The organism is Streptomyces sp. NPDC048434 (assembly GCF_043200375.1).
Classification (GTDB): domain Bacteria; phylum Actinomycetota; class Actinomycetes; order Streptomycetales; family Streptomycetaceae; genus Streptomyces.
Window position 1 is genome coordinate 116,552 of sequence record NZ_JBICXQ010000027.1, and the last position, 25,235, is coordinate 141,786.

The window sequence follows — 25,235 nt, forward strand, 5'->3', positions numbered from 1 at the left end:
AGCCGGCTTTGAACGGTGACAACGGCAGGTCGGCGCCCCCTCCTTGTCGACGTGCCGGGCCGAGTGCCCCGGATCCCTGGCTGTGTCCGGGACCGGGGCGCACGGCCGCCATCCTTCTGAAACAGACCATTGCAGTTGAGGGAAGAGTGTCGTGGAGTTCCGCCAACAGGCCCTTTCCAAGCTGCAGTCGCCCGAAGAAATCGACGTGCCGGTGCGCTTCGCCAGGCCCCAGGGCCTGCTGGTGTTGATCGTCACGGTCCTCTTCGTGATCGCCGCGTCCCTGTGGGCGGTGACCGGCACCGTGTCGTCCACCCTCAGCGCACCCGGAATCCTCACCCACGGCCAGGGCAGCTATATCCTGCAGAGCCCTGTCGCGGGCCAGGTCACCGCCGTACTCGCCCAAGAGGGCAAGCGGGTGGCCGCCAACACCCCGGTTCTGAAGGTTCGCACCGCCCGGGGCACCGCCGTCGTCCGCACCCTCGCCGCCGGCCGGCTGACCACGATGGTCGCCACGATCGGATCCGTCGTCACCACCGGCGCCGATGTGGCCTCCGTGGAGCGCGTCGCCCATACCGGCGACCCCCTGACGGCAACGCTGTACGTACCGGCTGAGAGCGGCGCCACCGTCCCCGTCGGCGCCTCCGTCGACCTCACCGTCCAGTCCGTGCCGAGCCAGCAGTACGGCGTGCTGCGCGGGCGGGTCAAGGCCGTCGGCAGGACCGCGCAGACCCGTCAGCGGATCGGCGCCTACCTGGGCAACAGCCAGCTCGGCGAGCAGTTCTCGCAGCACGGCCAGCCCCTCGCGGTCCTGGTGAAGCTCGATGCCGCCCCGCACAGCGCGTCCGGCTACGCCTGGTCGACGTCCGGCGGCCCGCCGTACGCCGTCGACTCCATGACGCCGGCCACCGGCGCCGTTCATCTGGCCGCGCAGCACCCGATCGATTGGCTGCGGCCATGACCGCCACCGAAGACTCCGCAGCCGCGCAGCAGCAGCTGCCGCCTCCGGGCCGCGGCCGGCACCGTCCCGAGCCCGCGCCCGGCGCCCGCCGCACCCGTCGTGCGGCGCCGCCCGCCCCGAAGCCCAAGAAGACCAAGGCCGTACGCACCCCCACCGTCCTCCAGATGGAGGCCGTGGAATGCGGCGCCGCCTCGCTTGCCATGGTGCTGGCCCACTTCGGACGGCATGTACCGCTCGAAGAGCTGCGGATCGCCTGCGGTGTCTCCCGCGACGGCTCGCGCGCCAGCAATCTGCTCAAGGCCGCCCGCAGCTACGGCCTGCAGGCCAAGGGCATGCAGATGGAGCCGTCCGCGCTCGCCGAAGTGCAGGCGCCGGCCATCCTGTTCTGGGAGTTCAACCACTACGTCGTCTACGACGGCACCGGCCGGCGCTTCGGCCGCCGCGGCGTCCGCATCAACGACCCCGACAAGGGCCGCCGCTTCGTGGCGACGGAGGACTTCGACACCAGCTTCACCGGTGTCGCCCTGGTCTTCGAGCCGGGCGAATCCTTCCGCAAGGGCGGCCGTAAGCCCGGCGTCCTCGGCGCGGTGCCCGCCCGGATGCGCGGTACCACCGGCACCCTGCTGGCTGCGCTGCTGGCCAGTCTGCTGCTGGTCGCGGTCGGTGCGGCGGTGCCCGCGCTGAGCCGTACGTACATCGACATGTTCCTGATCGGCAACCAGACCTCGCTGCTGGGGCCGCTCTTCGCTTCGATGGCCGCGATGGTGGCGCTGACCGCCGTACTGACGGGTCTGCAGCAGGCGAATCTGCTGCGCGGCCGCATCATCTCCTCCACCCTGACCAGCGCCCGTTTCCTGCGCCATCTGCTCAGACTCCCGGTCACCTTCTTCGCCCAGCGCAGCCCGGCCGACCTGGTCCAGCGACTGCAGTCCAACGACGCGGTGGCCGAAACCCTGGCGCGCGACCTCGCCGCCGCGGGCGTGGACGGCATCGTCGTCATCCTCTACGCCGTCCTGCTGTGGACCTACGACCCCCAACTCACGGTCATCGGTGTGGGGATCGCGCTGCTCAACGTGGTCGCCATGCGGATCGTGATCCGGCTGCGGGCCACCCACACCCAGAAGCTGCGCGCCGACACCGCCCGGCTGACCAACACCTCCTACTCCGGTCTGCAGCTCATCGAGACGATGAAGGCCACCGGCGGGGAGAACGGCTACTTCCGCCGCTGGGCCGGACAGCACGCCACCACGCTGGAGGTGCAGCAGCGCCTCGGTGTGCCGAGCGCCGCGCTGGCCGTCGTCGCCCCCACCCTGGCCACGCTCAACAGCGCGCTGATCCTGTGGATCGGCGGACTGCGGGCGGTCGAGGGCCATATCTCCATCGGTCTGCTCGTCGCCTTCCAGGCGCTGGTGACCCGCTTCACCGCCCCCATCACCCGGCTCAACGGAGTGGCGGGCCGAATCCAGGACTTCGCCGCCGACGTGGCCCGCCTCAAGGACGTCGAGAGCTTCCCCGTCGACACCCTCTACTCGCGCCCCGAGCCGGACGCCGACACCCGCAGGCTCAAGGGCCATGTGACGCTGGAGGAGATCAGCTTCGGCTACAGCCCGCTGGACAAGCCGCTGCTCACCGGCTTCTCCCTGGCGGTCGGCCCCGGCCGGCAGGTCGCCCTCGTCGGCGGATCCGGCAGCGGCAAGTCCACCGTCTCCCGGCTGATCTCCGGGCTCTACAGCCCCTGGGAAGGCACCATCCGCATCGACGGACAGCGTCTGGAGGACCTCTCCCGCAGCGCGCTGGCCGCCTCCGTGTCCTTCGTCGACCAGGACATCTTCCTCTTCGAGGGCACGGTCCGCGACAACGTGGCGCTGTGGGACCCGTCGATCCCGGACGACGCGGTCATCACCGCCCTCCAGGACGCCGCGCTCTACGACGACGTGATCGCCCGTCGCCCCGACGGCATCCACAGCCGGGTCGAGCAGGACGGCCGCAACTTCTCCGGCGGGCAGCGGCAACGCCTGGAGATCGCCCGCGCACTGGTCCGGCGCCCCAGCATCCTGGTCCTCGACGAGGTCACCAGTGCCCTGGACGCCCAGACCGAGCAAATCATCATGGACAACCTGCGGCGGCGCGGCTGCGCCTGCGTCGTCATCGCCCACCGGCTGAGCACGGTCCGCGACAGCGACGAGATCGTAGTCCTCGACCACGGCGTGGTCGTCGAACGCGGCCGGCACGAGGACCTGGTCACCGCCGGGGGCCCGTACGCCGAGCTGGTCAAGGAGCACTGACGTGTCATCCGTACCCCCGCCCGCGGTCGTGGGACCGGGCGACACCGATGCGGTGACGCAGGCGCTGGGCAGCCTCGGCACGCCCGTCGACTGCACCGGGCTGCGCAGCGTTCCCCTGGAGGGCCCGCATGTGCTGTGGCTCGTCACCGGCGGAGCGCTGGACCTCTTCGCGGTCGACGCCGCCCAGGAAGGGCACTGGCACTTCCTCGGCCGGCTCGAAGCGGGCACCCTGCTGCTCGGCCCGGTCGCCGGCCCGCACCACACCCTGCTCGGCCGGCCGTCGCAGGACTGCCTGCTGCGCCGGATCCCGCTGCGCGAGCTGCCCCGGTATGAGTACGGGGACTTCGGCGACACCGGGTCGTATCCGCAGTACGGCGCGCAGGGCGGCTATGGCTACGACCCCGCGTACGGCGGCCAGGGCGAGGCACCCTCCGCGCTGGAGCACGCCTTCGCGCTGGGCACCGCCCGCAGCCTGGGTGTGCTGTTCGAGGCCCCGCTCGACGGCCGGCCCGCCGATGAGGCGGTGGCCGACGACGACATCCTGTGGATGCCGGTCCCGCCCGGCAGCGTGCAGTACGGCGCCTCCTACAGCGCGGAGGCGGCCGGCGATCTGCTGGTGGACCCCGCGCTGTGGCAGCAGATGGTCAATCAGCAATACCGGCTGCTGTCCGCCGTCGACCGCTGGATCGAGCAGCTGGAGCGCGCCCACGAGGACCGTACGGCGGCCGGCATCAAGGCGGGCGAGGCTGTCCGCGAGCGGGCCGACCAGGCGCTGATCGCGTCCATCGGCCGCCAGGACCGGGCCGGGCGCGGCAGCGCCGAGAGGGACCGGGCCGGCGACGACGCCACCTTCGCGGTCTGCCGCACGGTCGCGGAGGCGGCCGGGATCACGCTCACCGAGCCGCCGAAGGGCGGCGCCGCCAACGACCGCATCACTCCGGTCGAACGGATCGCGGTCAGCTCGCGGATCCGGACCCGGGCGGTCCGGCTCCAGGGCCGCTGGTGGCGGACCGATACCGGACCCCTGGTGGGCCACCGCGCCAAGTCCGGCGCCCCCGTGGCGCTGGTGTGGCGCCGGGGCCGCTACGAGGCGGTCAACCCGGCCTCCGGGCTACGGATGCGCATCGGCAAGGACAACGCCGATGAATTCGAGCCCCGCGCCGTCATGTTCTACCGCCCGCTGCCGGAGCGGTCCATGAGCCTGTGGCGGCTGATGCTCTTCAGCCTGCGCGGTACGCGGACGGACCTGCGGAATCTGGCCCTCGCCGGGCTGGTGACGGTGGGTCTCGGTGCCCTCGTGCCCCTCGCGACCGGCAAGGTGCTCGGGGAGTACGTCCCGAGCGCCGACCGGAGCCTGATCGTCCAGGTCTCCCTGGCCGTCATCATCACCAGTGTCGTCTCCGCCGCCTTCATGCTGCTGCAGAACCTCACCGTGCTGCGGATGGAGGGCCGGATCGAGAGCGCGCTGCAGCCGGCCGTGTGGGACCGGCTGCTGCGGCTGCCGACGAAGTTCTTCACCGAACGCTCCACCGGCGAGCTGGCCAGCGCCGCGATGGGCATCAGCGCCATCCGGCGGGTGCTGTCCGGACTCGGCCCGGTGGCCGTGCAGGCCACGACGGTCGGCGCGATGAACCTGGTGATGCTGCTCCTGTTCAGCGTGCCGCTGGCGCTGGCGGCCATCGCCATGCTGATCGTCATCGGTGCGGTGTTCCTCGCCATGGGCCTGTGGGAGCTGCGCTGGCAGCGACGGCTGGTCAAGCTCGGCAACAAGCTCAACAACCAGGCGTTCCAGACCCTGCGCGGTCTGCCCAAGCTGCGGGTCGCCGCGGCCGAGAGCTTTGCGTACGCTTCCTGGGCCCGGGAGTTCGCGCGCTCCCGTGAACTCCAGCAGAAGGCCGGCCGGATCAAGAACCTGACCACCGTCCTCAATGCGGTCTATCTGCCGCTCTGCTCGCTCACCATGTTCATGCTGCTGGCCGGACCGGCCCGCGGCAGCATGTCGGCCGCCTCGTTCCTCACCTTCAACACCTCGGTGACCATGCTGCTGACCTCGGTCACCCAGATCACCGGCGCCTTCGTCTCGGCCGCCGCCGCACTGCCGATGTTCGAGCAGATCCAGCCGGTGCTGGACGAGAAGCCCGAAGTGCGCGGCGCCAGCGCTCAGCCCGGCGCCCTCTCCGGCGGCATCGAGGCCAAGAAGCTGTCCTTCCGCTACACCGACGACGGCCCGCTGGTCCTCGACGATGTCTCGCTGCGGGTCCGGCCCGGCGAATTCGTGGCCGTCGTCGGCCCGAGCGGTTGCGGCAAGTCGACCCTGCTGCGGCTGCTCATCGGCTTCGACAAGCCCACCTCGGGCAATGTGCTCTACGACGGCCAGGATCTGGCCGCCCTGGACCAGGCGGCGGTGCGCCGCCAGTGCGGGGTCGTCCTGCAGAACGCCCAGCCCCTCACCGGATCGATCCTGGACTGCATCTGCGGCGCCGAGTCCTTCACCCAGGAAGAGGCCTGGGCGGCAGCCGAGATGGCGGGCCTGGCCGAGGACATCAAGCGGATGCCGATGGGGCTGCACACCATGATCTCCGGTGGTGGCGCCATCTCCGGCGGCCAGCGACAGCGGCTGATGATCGCCCAGGCGCTGGTCCGCCGTCCGCGGATCCTGTTCTTCGACGAGGCCACCAGCGCCCTGGACAACGAGACCCAGCGCATCGTCATCGACAGCACCCGCAAGCTGAGCGCCAGCCGTCTGGTGATCGCGCACCGGCTGTCCACGGTCATGGACGCCGACCGCGTGATCGTCATGGCGGACGGCCGAGTCGTCGAGCAGGGCGCCCCGGCCGAGCTGCTCGCCGACACCGGCGGTTGGCTGCACGACCTGGTCCGGCGTCAGCTCACCTGAGCCCGCCGGTGGTCTGCCGCACCGCTGCCCCGCCCGGCCGAGCCTTCCCGGAATCCCCGCAAAGCACCGCATATCGTGCAGGTAGCGAGCGGAGGATGCGATGGCCAACAGCAGAAACCTGTTCCATGCGATGCCGCCCGACCGGCGTCGGCGGCTGAGCGATATCGCCGTCGAGGTGTCGATGCCGCGAGCCACCCGCCTCTTCGAGGAGGGCCGGCGGGCGGACCGTTTCTGGATCATCCACAGCGGTCAGGTGGCGCTCGATCAGCGGGTCCCCGGGCGCCGGGCGGCGGTCGTCGAAACGCTCGGCCGGGGCGAACTGCTCGGCTGGTCCTGGCTGTTCCCGCCCTACCTGTGGCACCTGGGAGCGCAGACCGTCGGCCCGGTGGAGGCCGTGGAGTTCGACGCCAGGGTGGTCCGCGACCTGTGCGAGTCCGATCCCGTCCTCGGCCGGGCGATGTACCGCTATGTGGCCGAAACCGTGGCCGACCGGCTGCACGGCACCCGCGTCCGCCTGCTGGACCTGTACGGCCCCCAGGGCAGCGGCCTCGACGCCTGACCGTCGCGCGGGCGCCGGCTTGTGACGGATGACTGCCGACGCTGTGTCCGCTCACCATGAACCCGCGCCGCCGGCCGCACCACAATCGCCTCCATGAGCACTGCGGACATCAGCGAGCCGACCGCCCACCACGGCCAGCCGCTCGCCCGGGACGACGCACAGGACCTCGCCGACGCCGACCGCGGCTTCGTCGCCGGTCTCGACCCCTGTGTCGTCCGGGACGCGGACGGCCGGGTCGTCTGGGACAACGACGCCTACGCCTTCCTGGCCGACGACTGCCCGCCCACCGCGCACCCCTCGCTGTGGCGCCAGAGCCGGCTCGTCGCCCGGCAGGGCCTCTACGAAGTGCTGCCGGGCATCTACCAGGTACGCGGCCTGGACCTGTCCCACATCACCTTCGTCGAGGGCGAGCGCGGTGTCCTCGTCATCGACCCGCTGATCAGCGCCGAGGTCGCGGCCGCCGCCCTGGCCCTGTACCGCGAGCACCGGGGGGAGCGCCCGGTCACCGCCGTCCTCTACACCCACTCGCACATCGACCACTTCGGCGGCGTACGGGGCGTGGTCGACGAGGCGGACGTGGCCGGCGGCCGGATACCCGTGATCGCACCGGCCGGCTTCCTCGCCCACGCGGTGAGCGAGAACGTCTTCACCGGCCCCGCGATGGCCCGCCGGGCCGGCTACATGTACGGCGCGCTGCTGCCCAAGGGCCCGGCCGGCCAGATCGGCTGCGGCCTGGGCCAGACGACCTCGCTCGGCTCCATCGGCCTGATCGCCCCCACGCTGCACATCACCGAGACCGGCCAGGAGGAGGTGATCGACGGCATCCGGATGGTCTTCCAGCTGACGCCCGGCACCGAGGCCCCCGCCGAAATGAACTTCCACCTCCCCGACCTGCGGGTCCTGTGTGTCGCCGAAAACGCGTGTCACACCCTGCACAACGTCCTCACCCTGCGCGGTGCGCTGGTCCGCGACCCCAGCGCCTGGGCCCGCTATCTCACCGAGACGCTGCGGCTGTTCGCCGGCACCACGGACATCGTCTTCGCCTCCCACCACTGGCCCACCTGGGGCCAGGAGCGTGCGGTCCGCTTCCTGGAAGAACAGCGCGACGCCTACGCCTACTTGCACGACCAGTCCGTACGGCTGATCAACGCCGGGCTCACCGGATCCGAGATAGCCGAGGAGCTGCGCTTCCCGCCCGCGCTGGAACGCGCCTGGCACACCCGCGGCTACTACGGCACCCTCAGCCACAACGCCAAGGCCGTGTACCAGCGTTACATGGGCTGGTTCGACGGCAACCCGGCCCATCTCTGGCAGCACCCGCCGGTGGCCGCGGCCACGCGCTACGTGGAGTACATGGGCGGCGCCGACGCCGTACTGGCCAAGGCCCGCACGGCGTGGGAGGCCGGCGACCTGCGCTGGGTGGCCGAGGTCGTCCACCACGTCATCTTCGCCGAACCGGACAACGCCGAGGCCCGCGCGCTCCAGGCCGATGCCCTCGAACGGCTCGGCCACGGTGCCGAGTCCGGGCCCTGGCGCAACTTCTACCTGATGGGCGCCGCCGAACTGCGCGAGCACACCACCGGCACCCGCACCCCTGCCGCAGGGCGCACCCCCATCGCGCCCGACCTCCTCGCCGCCCTCACCCCCGAGCAGATCTTCCAGTCGATGGCCGTCCGCCTCAACGGCCCCCGTGCCGGCGACCAACGCCTCCTGCTGCGCTGGGAAATCGCCGCCCCTCCGGCCGGCACCGACGGAGCCGGCGGCCTCGCCACCCCGGAGACCTGGACCCTCCTCCTCTCCAACGGGGCACTCACTCCCATGCCCGGCGACGCCCCGCGCGGCGAGAAGCCCCACGCCACCCTGCGTCTGGCGCGCACCACCCTGAACGCCGTCCTCAGCGGTGCCACCACCTTCCCCGACGAGATCGCCGCCGGAACGGTCACCCTCGACGGCGACCCCCAGGCCCTCCTCACCTTCAGCGCCCTCCTGGACAAGCCCGACCCGGCCTTCCCGATCGTCACGCCGTAGGGGGCGTCGTCACCCTCCCCGGCGGACCCCGGAAGCCGGCCGGCCCGGCTCCTCGGCGTCACGGAGCAGGAGCGCGGCCAGTGCCAGCGCCGTGCCCCGTGGCGTCGAGAGGTCGAGCCCGGTCAGCGTGGCGAAACGGGCGAGGCGGTTGTCGACGGTGTTGGGGTGGAGGGTGAGCAGCCGGGCCGTGGCCCGGCGGTCCTGTGCCTGCTCCAGATGGGTGCGGAGGGTCTCGATGAGTTCGGGCCGGTCGGCGACCGGGTCGAGCAGGGCGGCAATCCGGTCGCTGCCGGCGCTGGGACGGGACAGCTGGTATTCGAGCAGCACGTCATCGAGCCGGTGCAGCCCGGCGGGGTGTCCGCAGGCGCGGGCCACCCGGACGATCCGTGCGGCGGTGCGTGCCGCCTCGGGGATCTCCGTGCCCTGTTCCGCGTGCACGGCAGCGAGCCGTACGCCCGGACCGCACACCCCGTCGAGCAGCTCGGCGAGTACGGGCGGCGGCTGTACCCGGCCGGGCACGATCGCGCGGCCCCCGGTGCCGTCGAGCAGGGCGGGCACTTCCCTGCCGAAGGCGCGGTCCAGCGCCGCCTGCAGCCGTCGCACCACGCGCCGTGTGGCGACCGGAGCCCGGGGACCGTCCGGCAGCTGTACGGAGAGGACCAGCGACGGCCCGTCGAGGCCGCTGCCGGCCGGAGGAGGTGTGGTGCCCTCCAGCAGCCCGCGTACCAACGAGCGGCGCTCTGCACGCCGTTCGGAGGCGAGGGCGGCCTGCTCGTCGAGGTAGGTCTCGGTGACCGTGCGCACGATGCGCTGCTCGGCGCCGAACAGCCAGCCGGCCAGCTCGACCAGCGCGGCGTCCTCGCCCGGCCGGGCGGCGTCCCGCAGCGCCTGCCACAGCACCCGCACCCCCACGCAGTGCGTGGTCAGCAGCAGATGCAGCGGCATGCCCTCCTCGGCCCGCTGGGCGGCGCGCTCGCGGAAGACGTCGAAGTCGCCGGGGACGGTCCGGGGATCGCGCACCACCCGGTCCAGGAACAGCCGCAGTCCGTGCCGCGCGGTCGCCGCGATCTCCACATCCTTGACGTCGGCGGGGAGTTCGGCATAGCCGTGCAGCTGCTCGAAGACGTCCCGGGACATCAGCCGGGCGAGTGCGTTCACCCGGGGCGCACAGCGCGCCGCCAGCGACCGCGCGGTGTCGGACAGCGCCGGGACCGCCGAGTCCGGATCCGTCACGTCGGACGCACCGGACGCAGCGGAGGCATCGTCCACACCGGCCCCATCGGCCGTACCGGCCCCATCGGCCGTACCGGGCACGCCCGTCGTCATCAACCGCCTCCCGGTGCCGCTGTGACGCGCCACCCTAGCCCGGCCGGCTTCCGGCGGGAAAAGAGCGCTGCCGTCCGGAACCGTCCCCGCCACCCGGCCGACTACCTGTGCCGGGTCGCGCCTGCGGCCCGTCGGCCGCTGCTGCGGCGAGTGAGGCGGCCGGGTGCACCGGCTGGTGATGCGTAGGGGAGAAGCGCCATGCGTTCTGGGAAGTTGTGCGGTGCCGCGGTGGTGGTCGCGCTGGCCGCCACCGCGTGCGGCGGCAGTGGGGGAGACGGTGGCAGGGACACGGCCGGGGGCGCCCACGGGCCGGGCTTCCCCGTGCGGATCGCCGACTGCAAGGGCGCCACCACCACCTTCCCGTCCGCGCCGCGCAAGATCGTCACCAGCAACGCCGCCTCGCTGGAGATGCTGCTGCGGCTGGGGGCGGGCGACCGGGTCATCGGGACCGGATTCCCGCCCGGCAAGGGCGCCTTGCCCGGCGCCCTGGGGGCGCAGGCCCGGAAGGTGCCGGTGCTGGGGAAGTCCGTGATTCCCAAGGAGAAGCTGCTCGGCTCGGGTGCCGATCTCTACATCGACACCTTCGCTTCGATGAACTCCATGGGCCGTGCCGGTGACGCGCCGAGTGAGGAGGAGTTCACGGCGGCGGGCATCAAGCACCTCTACCTGGCGTCCACCGCCTGCGCCCCGATGGCCGGGAAGCCGCAGCGCGATCTGTCGGGTGTGGAGGGCGACATCAAGCGGCTGGGCGCGGTGACCGGCACCAGGGAGCGGGCGGACGCGCTCGTGGCGGGGATGCAGAAGAAGACCGACAAGGTGCACCGGGCGGTGGGCGGCATCGCCCCCGCCGAGCGGCCGACGTACTTCTTCTTCGACTACGACGCGGGCACCAAGCAGCCGGTCGCCGTCTGCCGCAAGCAGGTCGCCAACGCCGTGATCGGCCAGGCCGGGGCACGCAATGTCTTCGAGGGCTGCGACGGGGACTTCAAGCCGGTCTCCTGGGAGGAGGTGGTCGCCAAGAACCCGGACTGGATCCAGCTCGGGGTCCGTCACCGCGGTGACGCGGCGGCCGACGCCAAGGCGTACGACGAGGCCGCCGCGTTCCTGAAGAGCTTCCCCGCCACCAAGGGGCTCGCTGCCGTGCGCAACGGCAAGTTCCTGCGGATCGGCTCGGAGCGTACGACGATCGCCGGTGTCGGTAACGCGGACACCGTCGAGGAGATCGCGCACACCATCCATCCCGAACGGTTCAAGGCGGCCCGCTGATGGCTCCGGTGATCTCCGGGCCGCACGACCGCGAGGAGCGGACCGAGCGCTACGAGCGCCCCACACCGCCCGCCGGACCGCTCGCCGTGGGGCTCGGCCTCGCCGTGGTGGTGGCGCTGACCGCCGCGGTCTGCCTGGGCTCCACCGATATCGCGCCCGCTCACGTCTGGTCGGTGGTGTTCCGGCGGCTCGGCGGTGCGCCGCCCCGGCCGGGTACCGACGACCTGATCGTGTGGCAACTGCGGGTCCCCCGCGCCCTGTTGGCGGCACTGGTGGGTGCGGGGCTGGGGCTGGTGGGAACGGCGACCCAGGCGCTGGTGCGCAATCCGCTGGCGGACCCGTATCTGCTCGGCATCTCCAGCGGCGCCTCACTCGGCGCGGTCGCCGCCATCGTGCTGGGCGCCGGCGCGGGCGGAGTCCTGGGGCTGGGGCTGTCGGCGGCGGCGTTCGCCGGAGCGCTGGCCTCGTTCGCGCTGGTGTGGTGCATGGCCCGGCGCGGCGGGGGGCTTCTCACCGCTGCGTCTGGTGCTGGCCGGCGTCGGCATCGGGCAGTTCCTGTCCGGCCTCACCAGCTATCTCGTGCTCCAGGCCGGCGATGAACAGCAGACCCGCAGTGTGCTGTTCTGGCTGATGGGCAGCCTGAGCGGGGCCACCTGGAACGTCCTGTGGCTGCCGGTACTCGCCGTCGCCGCCGGGCTGTTGGCACTCCAGGCGCGGGCCCGCGCCATGAACGCCCTGATCATGGGCGATGAGACCGCGGCCGGGGTGGGCGTGGACGTCACCCGGCTGCGCAGGGAACTCTTCGTGGTGACCGGTCTGCTGACCGGCGTACTGGTCGCGGTCTCCGGAGCCATCGGCTTCGTGGGCCTGATGGTGCCGCATCTGTGCCGGCTGGTCATCGGCGGCGACCACCGCCGGCTGCTGCCACTGTCCGCGCTGACCGGTGCATTGCTGCTGGTCGTGGTGGACATCGTGTGCCGTACGGCGATGGACTCCCAGGAACTTCCGGTAGGAGTCGTCACCGCGATGATCGGGGCGCCCGCGCTGCTGTTCATCCTGGACCGGCGGATGGAGGCGGGCCGGTGAATGTCGAGATCGAGGATCTGCAGGTCGGCTACGCGGGCCGGAATGTCGTGGCCGGAGTGCGGCTGATGGCGGCCGACGGCGAGATCGCCGGGCTGGTCGGCCCCAACGGCAGCGGCAAATCCACCGTGCTGCGGACCGTCTACCGGCATCTGCGGCCCACCGCCGGGAGGGTGCTGCTGGCCGGGGCCGACATCCGCACGCTCACACCGGGACAGACCGCACGCCGGGTCGCCGCGCTGCCGCAGGAGCGCGGCAGCGATTTCGAGCTGACCGTGCGCGAGGTGGTGACGATGGGCCGTACGCCCCACAAGCGGGCCTTCGCGGGCGAGGACCACGCCGACCGGGAGAGCGTGGCCCGCGCGCTGGCCGCCGTCGGCCTGGCCGGGCAGGGCGCCCGCCGGTTCTCCACCCTGTCCGGGGGTGAGCGTCAACGGGCCCTGCTGGCAAGGGTGTTCGCCCAGGACCCGGCGGTGCTGGTACTGGACGAGCCCACCAACCACCTCGATGTCCGGCATCAGGTGGAGCTGCTGACGCTGCTGCGGGCGCAGCGCCGTACGACGCTGATCTCGCTGCACGATCTGAACGCCGCGGCGTCCCTGTGCGACCGGCTGCATGTGCTGCACGCCGGGCGGGTGGTGGCGTCCGGCACGCCCCGAGCGGTGCTGACGCCGTCGCTGCTGGCCGAGGTGTTCGGGGTGCGCGCCGCGGTGACCGAACATCCGCTCACCGGCGACCCGTTGATCGCCTTCGATCACCGGGAGGCGTTGCCCGCCGGGGACGGGTGACGGTCGCCGCGCCGGGGCGGCGGCGGACACCCCGCCCCCTCACCCGGCCACGAAGTGGTTCGGCCGCCCCTGGTGGAACACCAGCCGGCCGAGCCGCTCGGCCTTCGCGCGATGCAGCAACTCCCGCCGTCCGTCGCCGTGTTCGAGCACACAGGAGTGCCAGGGCGTCATCCACACATCGGGCGTATCGAGCAGCCGTATGCCGAACTTGGCCGAGCCCCCCGGCTGCGGATGGATGGAGAGCCGGAACGCGCCCGGGTGGTACGCGCCGACCAGCTCGCCCCAGGCGCGGCTGCGCTGTATCACCCCGTAGGCGCGGCGGCGGCAGTCGCGCTGCAACGCCGAACGGGTGCCCCGGAACGAGGCGGAGTCCTCGAAGAGGAAGCGGGTGATGCCCTGGTACAGGCGGCGCGTCGGTTCGTCGCCGCGCGTCAGGGACCGCAGGGCCTCCAGGGCCGGTGCGTAACGCTCGTGGACCAGGGCCCGTTTGGCGTCGTGCGACAGCCGCTGCCCGTACACCTCGCGCAGGTCGAAGACGTCCAGCCGGGTCAGGCCCTCGTCGTGGATCAGGGCGCGCAGCGCGTCCGCGTAGGCATCGATGTCCCGGTCGGGCACCTGGATGAGATCGCTGAAGACATGCCCGTCCGAGCAGATGACCACCCGCGCGCCGGGCGGGTGGACGGCCTCGATCCGGGCACACAGGGCGTCCAGGAAGCGCAGTGCCAGCCGTTCGCCCTCGTCGGGGAGGTGGCCGAGCACCTTGGCGGGGTTGGGCGACTTGCACGGGAAGCCCGGCAGGGTGAACACGATCGGCTCGCCCGCCGCCACCGGAGCGGCGAGCTGCCGCAGTTGGGCGGGGAAGGCGTCCGGGGTGTCCCCGTGGCCGGTGTCGAGCGTGCGGCGGTGGGGCAGGAGCTCGGCGAGCACCGCCGTGCAGCCGGCCGGGTGGCCGGCGGGCACACCGGGTCGCGGCCGGGCCGGGCTGGTCAGCACGCGGCATCCGGCCCGCCCGCGCCCGGACAGGCGGCCGGCGCGCCGTAGGTCACCGGCAGCCGGTCGACCCCGCGCGCCAGTACCGCCGGGATCCAGCCCAGCTCGCCGTCCGGGACGGCCGGCCGCAGGTCCGGCAGCCGTCTCAGCAAGGTGCCCAGGGCGATGTGGAGTTCGATACGGGCGAGCGCGGCGCCGGGGCAGAAGTGGATGCCGTGGCCGAAGGCGAGGTGCGGGTTGGGGGCGCGGTCGAAGTGAAGGGCGTCGGCGTCGGGGAACTGCCGGGCGTCGCGATTGGCCGCACACAGCGACACGATGACGGAGTCGCCCGCCGGGATGCGCGTCCCGTGCAGATCGGTGTCCTCGGCGAAGAACCGCCAGGTCGTCAGCTCGAAGGCGCTGTCATAACGCAACAGTTCCTCGACGGCGCGGGGCAGCAGCTCCGGACGGTCGGCCAGCGCCGCCAGGTGGGCGGGATGGCGCAGCAGGGTGACCAGGGCCGTGCTGATCTGGTGGGTGACCGGTTCCTGTCCGGCGACCAGCAGCTGGAAGATCATCGAATCGAGCTCTTCCCGGCCGAGCCGGCCGTCGTCGCGCGCGGCCACCAGCCGGGAGAGCAGATCCTCGCCGTGCTCCCCACGTTTGTGGACGACCAGATCGGCGATGTACTGCTGCAGTCCGCGCAGCCGCGCCTCGTACGCCGGGCGGCCGGGGTCCGCCGGCCCCACGGGCTGGACCACCTTGCCCCAGTCCCGGTCGAAGCGCGCCGCGAACTCCCCCGGCAGCCCGATGACTTCGGCGAGCACCTGAAACGGGAAGCGCCCGGCGAACACCTCGACCAGATCGGCCTCGCCGGCGTCCGGGAGGCCGTCGAGCAGGGCGTCGGCCATCGCCTGGAAGCGGGGGCGGAGCCCCTCGACGCGCTGCGGGGCGAAAGCGTCGGTGATCAGCCGGCGCAGCGCGGTGTGCCGCGGCGGGTCCTGGTGGAGCAGATGCACCTGGAGCTGGGAGTGCTGGGGCTCGGGCATGATCGAGGCGCGGGCCCGCCAGGCTGCGTTGCCACGCGCATGGTGTTTGCCCAGCCGGGTGTCGGTCAGCGCCTGATGGGCGGCCTCGTAGCCGGTGACGAGCCAGGCGCACACCCCGCTGGGGAAGCGCACCCGGTGGACCGGGCCGCGCGCCCGTAGCTCGGCGTACAGGGGATAGGGATAGCGGGTGTACTCCGGCCCGTACAGCTCTACGGGATCGGGCGGTGTGGACAAGGTGTCCTCCTCGGCGGTGCCGGTCGGTGACGAACCGCGCCCGGACGGCACGGCGTTGGAGAGGTCGTGCGCGGGGCGCGTCGAGTTCCCGCCGGGGACGGTGATTTCGGCCGGGCGGGCGAGCGGGGTGGCGAAGAGGGCGGCCGGGAAGTAGCCGAAGAGGATGCCGAAGCAGAGGATGCCGAAGCCGACGTCGAACCGGACCCGGGGCACCGAAGCGGACGCTGAAGGGGACGCCGAAGGGGACGCCGCACAAACCCAGTTAGTCGGCCCCGAAGGCCGCTGAGTTCCGGCGCAGGAACAGGACAAACCTCACCCTCCGACGAGCCCCCGATGGCCCGCTCGGCACCGCCTCCACCTGCCACGATGACGCGATGTCCCGCTCTTCGGCCGACCGCAGTCGGCCCCCTCTCCGTCAGGCCGTCCAACGGCTGCTGCCCGCACGGCCGGTCATAGGCTTCCTCGTGCTGCTGGCGCTGCTCGGCACGCTGTCGTACGCGGCCGGTGCCGTCGCCGGTCCGGTGGCCCCGGATCTGCGCCCGGCCGGCGATGCCCGTACGGGAGGCGGCCCGCCCGCCGATGACGGGGACATGGGCGGTATGCACGGCATGGGTGGCGCGGACCCCCGCCCGGTGACGGGGGGAGTGCCGCGATGACGCCGCAGCCCCGGCCCGGACCCCGGTCATCGCCCCCGCTCGCGGCATCGGCCCCGCCCGGCACCACCACCCTCACGATCGGCGGAATGACCTGCGCGGCCTGTGTGGGCCGGGTCGAGAAGAAGCTCGGCCGGCTGGACGGCGTCGCCGCCACGGTGAACCTCGCCACCGGCCGGGCAACGGTCAGCCACCCCGCGGCGGTCTCCGTCACCGACCTCGTCAGCACCGTCGAGGCCGCCGGATTCACCGCACAGCTCCACGGGCCCGCCCCGGCGCCGGATGCGGAAGACCGGCCGTCGCTCGCCGGCCGCCCGGACGACCGGGACGACGGCGCCCGCGCCGAGCGGCACCGGCTGCTGGTGACCGCGGTGCTCTCGCTGCCCGTCCTGGTCCTGTCGATGGTGCCCGGCTGGCAGTTCCGCGACTGGCAGTGGCTGTGCTTCGTGCTCGCCGCGCCCGTCGCCGTATGGGGCGCCGCCCCCTTCCACGCCCGCGCGCTGCGTGGTCTGCGGCACGGCGCGGCCACCATGGACACCCTGGTCTCGCTCGGCGTCGTCGCCTCCTTCACCTGGTCCGCCTATGCGCTGTTCCTCGGTGGAGCCGGGGCACCCGGAATGACGATGCCGTTCAGCCTGCTGCCCGCCGCCGGCGACGGGGCCGCGCACCTCTACCTGGAAGCCGCCGTCGGTGTGCCGCTGTTCGTGCTGGCCGGGCGGCGGATGGAGGCCAGGGCCCGGCGCGGCACCGGGGCCGCGCTCCGCGCCCTGGCCGAACTCGCCGCCAAGGACGTCGAGGTACGCACGGCCGACGGCATGGGGGGCGCCCAGGTCAGGCGCATCCCGGTGGACCGGCTGCGGGCCGGCGACCGTTTCCTGGTCCGGCCCGGGGAACGGGTCGCCACCGACGGCACCGTCGTCGAGGGAAGTTCCGCCCTGGACCTGTCCCTGATCAGCGGGGAGAGCCGCCCCGTCGAGGTCGGTCCGGGGGCGGCGGCCGTCGGCGGCGCGGTCAACTCCGGTGGTCTGCTGGAGGTACGGGCCGACGCGGTGGGCGCCGACACCCAGCTCGCCCGGATCACCCGGCTCGTCGAGGACGCCCAGACCGGCAAGACCAAGGTCCAGCGGCTCGCCGACGCGGTGGCGGCCGTTTTCGTCCCCGCCGTCCTGACCGTCTCGGTCACCGTCCTGGGCTTCTGGCTCGGCGCCGGGGCCGACCCGCAGGCCGCGGTCACCGCGGCGGTGGCCGTCCTCGTCGTCGCCTGCCCCTGCGCACTGGGGCTGGCCACCCCGACCGCGCTGCTGGCCGCCACCGGCCGGGGCGCCCAGCTCGGGATCCTGGTCCGCGGGCCGGAGGCGCTGGAGCGACTGCGCCGCATCGACACCGTCGTCCTCGACAAGACCGGCACCCTCACCACGGGCCGGATGAGCGTCACCGCCCTCACCGCGCGCACCGGCGGCCTCGAATCCGCGGCGGCGCTGCGGCTGGCCGCCATCGTCGAGCAGGGCTCCGAACATCCGCTGGCCCGCGCCGTCGGCGCAGCCGCCGAAGCCCGCCTCCCGGGCCAACTGCTGCCGCCCGTAACGGACTTCGCCGCCACACCCGGGCACGGCGTCCACGGCACGGCCGACCGGCACCGGGTGGAGGTCACCCGGCCCGGCGACCTCACCGGCCTGCCGGCCCCGCTGCCGGAAGCGGTGCGCACCGCGGAGGCGGCCGGACACACCGCCGTCCAGGTCACCGTCGACGGCACCCCGGAGGCCGTCATCGCGGTCGGTGACGCCCTCCGCCCCGACAGCTACCGCGCCGTCGAGCATCTGCGCCGCCTGGGGCTGCGGCCGGTCCTGGCCACCGGCGACCGCGCCGCCACCGCCCGCGCGGTGGCCGGCCATCTCACCATCACCGAAATCCACGCCGGGGCCCGGCCCGAGGACAAGGCCGCCCTCGTCACCACCCTCAGGGAGCAGGGCGGCCGGGTCGCCGTCGTCGGCGACGGCGTCAACGACGCGGCGGCCCTTGGCCTCGCCGACCTCGGGATCGCCATGGGCAGCGGCACCGATGCCGCGATCGGCGCCGCCGATGTCACCCTCGTACGCGAGGACCTCCAGGCCATCCCCGACGCGGTACGCCTGGCCCGGCGCACCCTGGGCACCATCCGCAGCAATCTCGTCTGGGCCTTCGGCTACAACCTCGTCACCGTGCCGCTCGCCGCCGTCGGCCTGCTCAGTCCGATGCCGGCAGCCGCCGCCATGTCCGCCAGCTCCCTGCTCGTCGTGGGCAACAGTCTGCGGCTGCGCGCCTGGCGCCCGGCCGGGCCCGGCAATCCGGCCCGCCGCCCCCACAACCGCCGGACACCGGCCGGCCGGGAGACCTCATGAAACGGCTGTCCGTCATGAAACGGCTGTCCGTCCCGTCCTTCGCCGTCCCCTTGCTCACCTGTCTGGCGACCCTCGGCACCCTCACCGCATGGACCGCCACCGGCCATGCGGGCCGGCCCGCGGAGCTGACCGTCCCCGAGGGCCGGGTGCTGATCCCCTCGGGAGCCGAGGCCACCGCCGCGTTCTTCACCCTCCGCAACACCGGCGGCGCCGATGACGTCCTGACGGGTGTCACCGGCCCGGCCGGCCACCGCGCGATGCTCAGCCGCACCGTCGACATCGGGCACAACGCCCGGAGCATGACGATGGTCCGGGCCGCCACCGTCCCGGCGGGCGGCGCGCTCACCATGACGCCGACCACCCTGGACGTCATGGTCAGCCCGCCGCCACGGCTCGCGCCCGGCGACCGGCTCACCTTCACGCTGCACTTCCGCCACAGCCCGCCACGGACCGTACGGGCCCGCGCGGTACGTCCCGGCCGGTGAACCCGCCGGGCCCCCGACGCCACGGGGCTCATGGACCGGCCTTCGCCCACCCATGAGCCCCGTCACTCGCCCGATTGCGCGGCCCGTCAGGCCAGGGCGTCCTCGTATACGCGTGGCCCGTCGGCCGGTTCGGGGCGCTCCGCCTCCGTCAGCAACGCGACCAGCGTCTCCCGGGCGCGCGCCACCCGGGACCGCACGGTTCCCACGGGGCAGCCCATCACCCCGGCCGCCGCCGCGTACGGCAGCCCGAGCAACTGCGTGAGCACGAACGCCTCCCGCCGCTGTGGCGCCAGCGCCGCCAGCAGTTCGGCCAGCGCGACGCCCTCGTCGAACCCCGGCACACCCCGCGGCTGCACCCGCTCGGCGGCCGTCTGCCAGTCGTCGGTCGCGGCCAGCCGGGGCCGCACCGCGTGGGACCGGATGCGGTCCGCCACGACCCGCCGGGCGATGGTCAGCAGCCAGGTCCGCGCCGACGACCGGCCCTCGAACCGCGGCAGACTGCGCAGCGCCCGGACATAGGTGTCCTGCACCAGGTCGTCGGTCGCTTGCGGATCACCGCTGAGATGCGCCACATAGCGCCGCACATCGAGCTGAGTGGCCCGCACGAACTGCTCGACGGCCCGTTCGTCACCGGTACGGGCGGCCAGCGCCCAGCCCGTCACCGCCTCGTTATCCCGCATACCGCGACCGCCCCTCGCAGCCCGTTCGCGCCTCGTGGAGGATGGACGCATGCTCTGCTCGCGCATCCGTACGGCACTCTCCGCCCGCCTCGACGGCGAGGAACTGCCACCCGAGCTCACCCCCGGCCGGCTCGACGACCACCTCGCCGGCTGCCGGGACTGCCGACTGTGGGACGCGCAGGCACATGCCCTGACGGCAGGCCTCGACCGCGCCGCCGCACACCCCGAGGACGACCCGACGGCCGCCGATGCGCTGCTCGCCCGGCTGCGGCCGGCCGCCGCACGGCCGGGGGTATCTCCCGGCTCGGCGGACAGCGGCGGCACCCGGGCCGGTTGAGGCGGGGGAAGCGGTGGCCCGCGGGCGCCCGCCCCCGTCGGCCGGTGCGCCGGGAACGGACACCGGCAGCAGCGCCACCGGCATCCGGACAGGAATCATCATCTGGAGTCCTTCGCATGATCCGGTCGCCGCGCGCGGCGGGGACCGGTGAAGTCGGAGCCGGGACCGTCGGCGGGTGCACTCGGCGCCCGCCCGTCCGTCGGCTCAGGAATTCGACCGTGCTGTCAGCAGACAGCCGGCTCATGCGGCGGACCCCGCAACGACCTCGTATACGCCAGCAGCAACTGCCGCACCGCACGCCGCGGCTCCTGACGGGCGGCACGGACGGCGGGCCGCGGCTCGGGCAGCAGAACCCGTAGGACGAGCACCAGCGGCGCGAACAGCCGGGCCGACACGGTCCGTACGAGCCGGAACGCCGCCCGTTCGCCGCCCCACAGCCATCCGGCGCTGAGCAGTGCGACCAGCAGGTGGGCGGCCAGCATGCCGGTCGCGCTGCCGTGCATTCCCGGCATCTGATCCGGGTGGACCATGCTGCCCATGTGCCCCATGCCGCCCATGTCTTGCATAGGGCCCGCATGGTCCATCGAGGGCATGGCCGCCATCTGCTGATGCATCAGCTGCTGCAGCTGTGCGCCGTCCCGGCCGGAGAGCCGCATCCCCTCCGCGCCGCACAGCCAGTTCTCCGCCCACTGGCGTGCGAGCGAGCGCTCGCCGCCTCCGGTACGGGCGACCGCCTGGCCGAGCGAGAAGGCGCTGTGCAGGGCCGCCTGGGTGCCGACGGTCAGCAACCCCACCCACAGCGGCCCGCGTTCCCGGCCCGCACAGCACCAGGCGCCGGCCGCGGTCCCCGCCCCGGCGACGAGCAGCATCCACGCCGGTACCACGGCATCGGACATCACCATGTGCCCCAGCGCGGCGAGCAGCACACAGACCGCCGCGAACACCGCCGCGCGTAGCCCCCTGAGAACCTGCCCCGCATCCATGACTGGCCCATCGTCGCACCCCTGTTCCGCAGCGGAACGAGAGGGGCCCCGGCCTGCCGCGCCGACCGGATCCACGCGGAACCGGCAACGGGGCGCGGCCACCCGCCACGCCCCGTCGTCAGTGGTTGCCGCTCCTGCCGTGCCTAGGGCCGGGGCCCGATGACCTTCTCGCCGTCCCGGACGGTGATGGCGACGGCCGGGCAGATGTCGGCGGCGTCCAAGGCGCGCTCGTCCTCGTCGATCCGCTCGTTCAGCGGACGGGCGTGCGCGCCGTCCAGGGCGAAGAGATCCGGCGCGATGGCGGCGCAGGATCCCGAGGCCATGCACTGCTCGGGGTCGATCTCCACCTTCCAGGTCATCAGCTCACCACCCCACCGGCATGACCCGCGGACCGCGCACCAGCATCTGGCTCTTCCACTCCACGTCGCCCGCCAGTCGCAGCTCAGGGAACCGGGTGATCAGGGCGATGAGCGCCTCCTGAAGCTCCAGCCGGGCCAGCGGTGCGCCCAGGCAGTGATGGACACCGTGACCGAACCCGAGGTGCTGGGTTCCGCCCCGGGAGATGTCCAGCTTCCCCGGTGCGTCGAAACGCAGTGCATCCCGGTTGGCCGCGCCCACCGCCACCAGGACCGGGGTGCCGGCCCGCACCAGCGTCCCGCCGACCTCGATGTCCTCCGTCGCATAGCGCGGCTGGCTCGCGCCACTGCCGAGCGGCACGAACCGCAGTAATTCCTCCACGGCTCCGCCGATCAGCTCCGGCTGTTCGCGCAGCAGGGCGAGCTGGCCCGGATGATCCAGCAGCGCAAGAACGAAGTTGGGGATCTGGGTAGCGGTGGTCTCGTGCCCGGCGACCAGGATCCCGACGCACAGGTCGACGAGTTCGAGTTCGGACAGCCGGTCGTTGACATCCCGGGCGTCGATCAGCGCCGTCATCAGATCGTCCCGTGGCGCCTGCCGGTGCTCCTCGATCAACTGCCGCATGTAGGAGCGGAGTTCTTCAAGGTTGGCGTCGAATTCCGCCGCCGTGAGGGAACTTGTCGACAGAGCGGCGTCACTCCACACCCGGAACCGCGGCCGGTCCTCGGCCGGCACGCCGAGCAGCCGGCAGATCACCGCGACGGGGATGGGCAGCGCATAACGGTCCACCAGGTCGGCGGGCGGCCCGGCCGCCGCGAGCTCGTCGAGCAGCTCGTTCGCCAGCTGCTTGACCTGCGGCCTGAGCTTCTCGACCTGGCGGACGGTGAACGCCTTGGCCACCAGCGTGCGCAGCCGGGTGTGATCGGGCGGGTCCATGCCCAGGATGCCGCTGTCGCGGCGCCCTTCGGACTGCCGGGGCTCGTCGTGCCGGACGCCCTCGGCACGGCTGAAGCGCTGGTCGCCGAGGACGAACCGGGCCTCGGCGTACCGGGTCACGAGCCAGGCCGGCTCGCCGTACGTCATCCGCACCTTCAGCAGCCCCGGGCGGTTGCGGGCCTGCTCGTACTCTTCGGAAAGCTCAAGGCTCTCGGGGACATTGAAGGGGTAGGAAAGGGGTGCTGTGTCGGCTGTGGTCACGGTGACCTCCCTTGTGTAAGCACCTGCTTACATAAGGTAGGCCGCCCCCTCGGGGCGGTCAACGACGCATTGTGGCCGTCATCGTGACGGGCCAACGGAGAGGAGCGTGACGATGGCGGAGTCCCCGCAGCACGACGTGCCGAGCACCTACCGCCGGGACGCACAGGGCACGCGACTGCGGTTGCTCGACGCCGCGTCGGAGCTGTTCGCCGAGCGTGGCTACGAGCGGGCCACGGTGCGCGACATCGCGGCCCGCGCCGGGGTCAATCAGGCCCTGCTGTTCCGCTACTTCGGCTCGAAGAAGGCTCTGTTCGGGGAGGTGATGGCGCATGGCGGCCACGAGCAGCTGCGCACCACTCCCGCCGAGCGGCTGTTCGAGGTCGCGCTGCGCGGCATGCTGGCCGGCGGCAGGGAGGGCGCCGACCGCTCGCTGGAGGTGTGTCTGCGCTCCATCGGCGGCAGCGACGAGATCGCGGATGCGCTGCGGGGGCTGGGAGAGGAGTATGCGGCGGTGCTCGCCACGCTCTCCGAGTCCGACACCGGGACCCTGCGCGGGGATCTGGCGCTGTCCTGGCTGCTGGGAATTGGCCTGATGCGTGTGGTGGTCGGCAAGGAGCCGCTGGCGAGCGCCGATCCCGACACGGTGTGCCGGCTCGTCGTGGGCGCCCTGGGGGGTCTGCTGGAGGGCCTGCCGCAGGGTGCGGGGACCGACGGGGAAGGCGGCCCGATTCCGGAGTGAGCGGGCGAGTCGTGGCGTGGCCTGTTGCAGTTCGTGCTGCGTTCCAGTGACTCTGCGGCGGGTCGCGAGTCGGTGGACAAAGCCACCCTTATTGTCAGTTTTGCAGAGAATATTCTTTTTCTGCAGAGTCGAGTGAAGGTGGAAACATGCTCCGTTCGATCCCTCGCGGCCTTGCAGTGGCCGGCCTGGCCGCGGCTGCCCTGGTGGTGCCGACGGCAGGCGCCGCCACCGCCGCAATCCCGGTCCCCAACAGCTCACAGACCGCCAAGTGCTACTCGCGCCACTGCGACAGGGGCCACTACGGCGACCGGTACCACAACCGGCATCACAACCGACACCACGGCCACAGCCACGGCCGCTTCGGGCACGGCGGCCACGACGGCTACGACGGCTACGGCCGTGACAGCGGCCGCCGCGACGGCGTCGGCTCCGGCCGTGACGGCGGCTACGAACGCGACGGCTTCGGGCGCGACGACGGCCTCGGGCGCGAAGGCGGCCTCGGGCGCGAAGGCGGCCGCGACGGTAACGGCCTGGGCCGGGACGGGCTGCTCGGCCTCGGGGTGCTCGGACTGCTCTAGAACCCGTCAGGTAGCCGTACAGGGGGCCCGGGGAGATGCATCCCGGGCCCCCTCTGCATGCCGTGCCATGTGCCGGGTCGCCTGGTCCCCTGGCGTCAACAGGGCCGTGGTGCCGGTATCCGTACGGTCCCGGCCGGACCGACCGGTTAACAGGAGGATTGCATTCCGCCGAGTTGCCCCGCCACATTTCACGTTTCAACGTTTTTTGGATTCAGGTGAATCGTTGTCATAGGGCTTGCGGGATGGCAGGATTGCCCTGTCGCATCGTGAATGGGGGATTTGCGGCCAATGGGGGACGGGGGAAAGGGTCCCTTCTGCGTAGCGCGCACCTGACCCGTGCGCCGACCATCAAGCCCATGGGTATCTCGCTTGAGCGAGTGCACTTGCTTTGCGCTGCCCATTTTCAACGGTTTGGATTCTGGTGATAGCGGAAGAAGTTTATGATCTTGTGCTGGATGATCTCTTCATCCGGCTTGACCAACTGGTTCCGGGGAGTTCGGTCTTCCTCAAACTGGAGGGTCTCAATCCTGCCGGTTCGGTAAAGCTCAAGACCGCCGTCGCGCTCGTAGCAGCGGCCGAGGATTCCGGTCGCTGCTTTCCGCGGACCCGGCTGATCGAGTCGACGTCGGGAAACCTCGGCGTCGCCCTGGCAATGGTGTGTGCGGCAAAGGGATACCCGCTGACCTGTGTCACGGACCCCAATGCCACCGTCCAGTCGAGGCGCCTGATGGAGGTCCTCGGTGCCGAAGTGGTGGTCATCGACGTCCGGGACGCCCAGGGCGGCTATCTGCAATCGCGCATCGATTACATCGGCGAACGGCTGCGCCGCGATCCCGATCTCCACTGGCTGAACCAGTACGCCAACCCGGCCGGACCGCAGGCGCACCGGGATCGCACCGGCCGTGCGATCTTGGAGGAGATCGGCCATATCGACTACGCCTTCATCGGCGCCGGTACGACGGGAACGCTGATGGGCTGCGCGGAGTACCTCCGCCGGCACAGCCCCGCTACCCGGATCATCGCGGTGGATGCCGCGGGTTCGGTGACCTTCGGCGGGCCGGCCTCCCGGCGGCACATTCCGGGACTGGGGACGAGCCGGCGCCCGGAAATACTGGACACACGGAATATCGACGACGTCGTGCTGATTCCCGAAGCGGATTCCGTCGAGATGTGCCGGACGCTGGCCGAAGAACGCGGACTGCTGCTGGGCGGGTCGTCCGGAACGGTCTTGTGCGCCGTGCATGACGCGGCCAAGAACATCCCGGACGGAAGTGTCGTGGTGGCGATTTCACCGGACTTCGGCGATCGCTATCTGGAGACCATCTACAACGACGCATGGGTGGCCGAACGCTGGCCCGAGATAGCCGGCCACAAGATATCTCAGGCACCGGCCTGAGACGGGGGGAA

The 25,235-nt window shown here is 72.3% G+C and carries 21 protein-coding genes and 1 pseudogene; 15 read left to right on the forward strand and 7 right to left on the reverse strand.

Annotation, left to right across the window (positions count from 1 at the left end; genetic code table 11):
* Window positions 1-151: 151 nt before the first annotated feature.
* The 5 genes from ACGFWI_RS28935 to ACGFWI_RS28955 all read left to right on the forward strand — a co-directional run bounded on the left by ACGFWI_RS28935 (window position 152) and on the right by ACGFWI_RS28955 (window position 8,726).
* Complete coding sequence (locus tag ACGFWI_RS28935; protein WP_393908977.1) at window positions 152-958, forward strand: HlyD family efflux transporter periplasmic adaptor subunit; 807 nt, start codon at window positions 152-154, stop codon at window positions 956-958.
* On the forward strand, window positions 955-3,243 hold the full coding sequence (locus ACGFWI_RS28940) for an NHLP family bacteriocin export ABC transporter peptidase/permease/ATPase subunit (protein WP_393908978.1): 2,289 nt from the start codon (window positions 955-957) through the stop codon (window positions 3,241-3,243). Before ACGFWI_RS28935 ends, ACGFWI_RS28940 begins: the two co-directional genes overlap by 4 nt.
* Before the next feature lies 1 nt (window position 3,244).
* Complete coding sequence (locus ACGFWI_RS28945) at window positions 3,245-6,139, forward strand: NHLP bacteriocin export ABC transporter permease/ATPase subunit (RefSeq protein WP_393908979.1); 2,895 nt, start codon at window positions 3,245-3,247, stop codon at window positions 6,137-6,139.
* A 100-nt stretch (window positions 6,140-6,239) separates the two neighbouring features.
* Window positions 6,240-6,698, forward strand: a complete 459-nt coding sequence (locus ACGFWI_RS28950) for a cyclic nucleotide-binding domain-containing protein (protein WP_393908980.1) — start codon at window positions 6,240-6,242, stop codon at window positions 6,696-6,698.
* 93 nt (window positions 6,699-6,791) lie between these two features.
* Complete coding sequence (locus ACGFWI_RS28955; protein ID WP_393908981.1) at window positions 6,792-8,726, forward strand: alkyl/aryl-sulfatase; 1,935 nt, start codon at window positions 6,792-6,794, stop codon at window positions 8,724-8,726.
* Between the two features lie 9 nt (window positions 8,727-8,735).
* Here the strand turns inward: ACGFWI_RS28955 and ACGFWI_RS28960 are convergent, their stop codons facing one another.
* Entirely contained in the window at window positions 8,736-10,052 is a 1,317-nt protein-coding gene (locus tag ACGFWI_RS28960) for a PucR family transcriptional regulator (RefSeq protein WP_393908982.1), read from the reverse strand.
* Between the two features lie 198 nt (window positions 10,053-10,250).
* On the opposite strand from ACGFWI_RS28960, the gene ACGFWI_RS28965 reads away from it, so the two are divergent.
* The 3 genes and pseudogenes from ACGFWI_RS28965 (at window position 10,251) to ACGFWI_RS28975 (ending at window position 13,189) form a co-directional block, all read left to right on the forward strand.
* Complete coding sequence (locus ACGFWI_RS28965) at window positions 10,251-11,318, forward strand: ABC transporter substrate-binding protein (RefSeq protein ID WP_393908983.1); 1,068 nt, start codon at window positions 10,251-10,253, stop codon at window positions 11,316-11,318.
* A pseudogene (locus ACGFWI_RS28970) lies at window positions 11,318-12,404 on the forward strand (FecCD family ABC transporter permease). Before ACGFWI_RS28965 ends, ACGFWI_RS28970 begins: the two are co-directional and overlap by 1 nt.
* The gene (locus tag ACGFWI_RS28975; protein ID WP_393908984.1) at window positions 12,401-13,189 is read left to right on the forward strand and encodes an ABC transporter ATP-binding protein; all 789 of its coding nucleotides are present in this window, start codon (window positions 12,401-12,403) and stop codon (window positions 13,187-13,189) included. Before ACGFWI_RS28970 ends, ACGFWI_RS28975 begins: the two are co-directional and overlap by 4 nt.
* 39 nt (window positions 13,190-13,228) lie before the next feature.
* Here the strand turns inward: ACGFWI_RS28975 and ACGFWI_RS28980 are convergent, their stop codons facing one another.
* Both ACGFWI_RS28980 and ACGFWI_RS28985 read right to left on the reverse strand, forming a co-directional pair.
* Entirely contained in the window at window positions 13,229-14,179 is a 951-nt protein-coding gene (locus ACGFWI_RS28980; protein ID WP_393909011.1) for an L-tyrosine/L-tryptophan isonitrile synthase family protein, read from the reverse strand.
* A complete protein-coding gene (locus ACGFWI_RS28985) occupies window positions 14,176-15,441 on the reverse strand; it encodes a cytochrome P450 (RefSeq protein ID WP_393909012.1) in 1,266 nt (421 codons plus the stop codon). Before ACGFWI_RS28985 ends, ACGFWI_RS28980 begins: the two co-directional genes overlap by 4 nt.
* Window positions 15,442-15,815: 374 nt before the next feature.
* On the opposite strand from ACGFWI_RS28985, the gene ACGFWI_RS28990 reads away from it, so the two are divergent.
* The 3 genes from ACGFWI_RS28990 to ACGFWI_RS29000 are packed head-to-tail and all read left to right on the forward strand — an operon-like array spanning window position 15,816 to window position 18,957.
* Window positions 15,816-16,097, forward strand: coding sequence for a hypothetical protein (locus tag ACGFWI_RS28990; RefSeq protein ID WP_393908985.1), 282 nt, complete (start codon window positions 15,816-15,818; stop codon window positions 16,095-16,097).
* Window positions 16,094-18,472 carry a heavy metal translocating P-type ATPase gene (locus tag ACGFWI_RS28995; RefSeq protein WP_393908986.1) on the forward strand — a complete coding sequence of 793 codons (2,379 nt, stop codon included), beginning with the start codon at window positions 16,094-16,096 and terminating at the stop codon, window positions 18,470-18,472. The genes ACGFWI_RS28990 and ACGFWI_RS28995 overlap by 4 nt, the downstream gene beginning before the upstream one ends.
* Window positions 18,469-18,957, forward strand: a complete 489-nt coding sequence (locus ACGFWI_RS29000; protein WP_393908987.1) for a copper chaperone PCu(A)C — start codon at window positions 18,469-18,471, stop codon at window positions 18,955-18,957. Before ACGFWI_RS28995 ends, ACGFWI_RS29000 begins: the two co-directional genes overlap by 4 nt.
* Window positions 18,958-19,043: 86 nt before the next feature.
* Here the strand turns inward: ACGFWI_RS29000 and ACGFWI_RS29005 are convergent, their stop codons facing one another.
* Window positions 19,044-19,637, reverse strand: coding sequence for a sigma-70 family RNA polymerase sigma factor (locus tag ACGFWI_RS29005; RefSeq protein ID WP_393908988.1), 594 nt, complete (start codon window positions 19,635-19,637; stop codon window positions 19,044-19,046).
* 49 nt (window positions 19,638-19,686) lie between these two features.
* Here ACGFWI_RS29005 and ACGFWI_RS29010 point away from each other — a divergent pair, with 49 nt between their 5' ends.
* Window positions 19,687-19,974, forward strand: coding sequence for a zf-HC2 domain-containing protein (locus ACGFWI_RS29010; protein ID WP_393908989.1), 288 nt, complete (start codon window positions 19,687-19,689; stop codon window positions 19,972-19,974).
* A gap of 224 nt (window positions 19,975-20,198) precedes the next feature.
* On the opposite strand, the gene ACGFWI_RS29015 is transcribed toward ACGFWI_RS29010, so the two are convergent.
* From ACGFWI_RS29015 to ACGFWI_RS29025, 3 genes are all read right to left on the reverse strand, one after another.
* Complete coding sequence (locus ACGFWI_RS29015) at window positions 20,199-20,957, reverse strand: PE-PGRS family protein (protein WP_393908990.1); 759 nt, start codon at window positions 20,955-20,957, stop codon at window positions 20,199-20,201.
* A 143-nt stretch (window positions 20,958-21,100) separates the two neighbouring features.
* Window positions 21,101-21,316, reverse strand: coding sequence for a ferredoxin (locus ACGFWI_RS29020; RefSeq protein WP_393908991.1), 216 nt, complete (start codon window positions 21,314-21,316; stop codon window positions 21,101-21,103).
* 4 nt (window positions 21,317-21,320) lie between these two features.
* Window positions 21,321-22,511, reverse strand: coding sequence for a cytochrome P450 (locus tag ACGFWI_RS29025; RefSeq protein WP_393908992.1), 1,191 nt, complete (start codon window positions 22,509-22,511; stop codon window positions 21,321-21,323).
* A 112-nt stretch (window positions 22,512-22,623) separates the two neighbouring features.
* Here ACGFWI_RS29025 and ACGFWI_RS29030 point away from each other — a divergent pair, with 112 nt between their 5' ends.
* The 3 genes from ACGFWI_RS29030 to sbnA all read left to right on the forward strand — a co-directional run bounded on the left by ACGFWI_RS29030 (window position 22,624) and on the right by sbnA (window position 25,224).
* The gene (locus ACGFWI_RS29030; RefSeq protein ID WP_393908993.1) at window positions 22,624-23,250 is read left to right on the forward strand and encodes a TetR/AcrR family transcriptional regulator; all 627 of its coding nucleotides are present in this window, start codon (window positions 22,624-22,626) and stop codon (window positions 23,248-23,250) included.
* Window positions 23,251-23,396: 146 nt separating this feature from the next.
* A complete protein-coding gene (locus tag ACGFWI_RS29035) occupies window positions 23,397-23,828 on the forward strand; it encodes a hypothetical protein (RefSeq protein ID WP_393908994.1) in 432 nt (143 codons plus the stop codon).
* 388 nt (window positions 23,829-24,216) lie between these two features.
* Window positions 24,217-25,224, forward strand: a complete 1,008-nt coding sequence (gene sbnA / locus ACGFWI_RS29040) for a 2,3-diaminopropionate biosynthesis protein SbnA (protein ID WP_393908995.1) — start codon at window positions 24,217-24,219, stop codon at window positions 25,222-25,224.
* Window positions 25,225-25,235: the final 11 nt, after the last annotated feature.